The 1,084-nt window shown below is 36.2% G+C and carries 1 protein-coding gene; it reads right to left on the reverse strand.

Features of this window, described 5'->3' with window-relative positions:
- Window positions 1–442 precede the first annotated feature (442 nt).
- Window positions 443–931, reverse strand: a complete 489-nt coding sequence (locus tag ACU8DI_RS15340) for a YybH family protein (protein ID WP_447113671.1) — start codon at window positions 929–931, stop codon at window positions 443–445.
- Window positions 932–1,084 lie beyond the last annotated feature (153 nt).

Here is a 1,084-nt window from a genome sequence, read left to right on the forward strand (position 1 = left end):
TTTCGGTTTAGCGGGTTTCTTATAAACAATCGTAGATTTTCCCTCTAACGTAACTTCGAGTAAATTTTGCGCACTTAATTCTGTCGCAAAAAAGGAAGTTAATATGATTAGCAGGATTTTTCTCATAATTGTGTACAACGTAATTGTGTATGATTTGTTGCGGAATTTCAGCCGAAGCGCTTTGCGCTTGGATGAGCCGTTCACGGCGAAAATTCCGCTGGAAAATAAGTGCGAGGTTGAACCAGCAATTCTTTCCGATTTTTAAAGATAGTGAAATATGTGGGAATTTTTTCTCGTCTTAACCAGCTTAGCAATGAATTATACACGGTGTTGGCAAATCGTTTATTTCCCCTGTTTGTTGTGAGCTTGACTTATCATATGANGAATTTTTTCTCGTCTTAACCAGCTTAGCAATGAATTATACACGGTGTTGGCAAATCGTTTATTTCCCCTGTTTGTTGTGAGCTTGACTTATCATATGATTGATGCATAACCACTTATTGTCAATTCTTTTAAAGACTCTAAGGTGATTTATTATCCTATCATCCATGTCACGGCCATCAGGCCACTTTTGGTTAGTTCTGATGTTTACTGATCTAACTAAGGCTATATCTTCACTTAGGAACTCAATTTCGGGTTCTTTGTAGTTGTTTTTTCCAGACATCACAAAATCAAGAGAAAAGATTGTTTTTAAAAGTGATTTCAATTCCTTTTTTCCTTGAACTCTATCTCCGAAAGCATTTGTCCAATCAATATCTTCGGAATATTCATTGAGTACCAATTCCAAATCTTTTGAATCCCAACCTTTGTCGTAGTTATCTATTGATTTTTTGATTGATTCAATATCATTAGAATGATCAAATGGATCTGGATTCTGATTACAAGAAATCAATAAGAAAGGAACGATTAGAATAAGTGATAATTTTTTCATTTCAAATGTTCTTTTATAAATGTTTGCCAACGTAATTGTGTATGATTTGTTGCGGAATTTCAGCCGAAGCGCTTTGCGCTTGGATGAGCCGTTTACGGCGAAAATTCCGCGGGAAAAGAAGCGCGAGGCTGAGCCAGCAATTCTTTCCGAGTT

It is taken from the genome of Psychroserpens sp. BH13MA-6, assembly GCF_052983595.1.

What these genes read in the sequence shown, in the direction of transcription:
- ACU8DI_RS15340 (WP_447113671.1), bottom strand. Translation starts at nt 931, where the DNA reads ATGAAAAAATTATCACTTATTCTAATCGTTCCTTTCTTATTGATTTCT.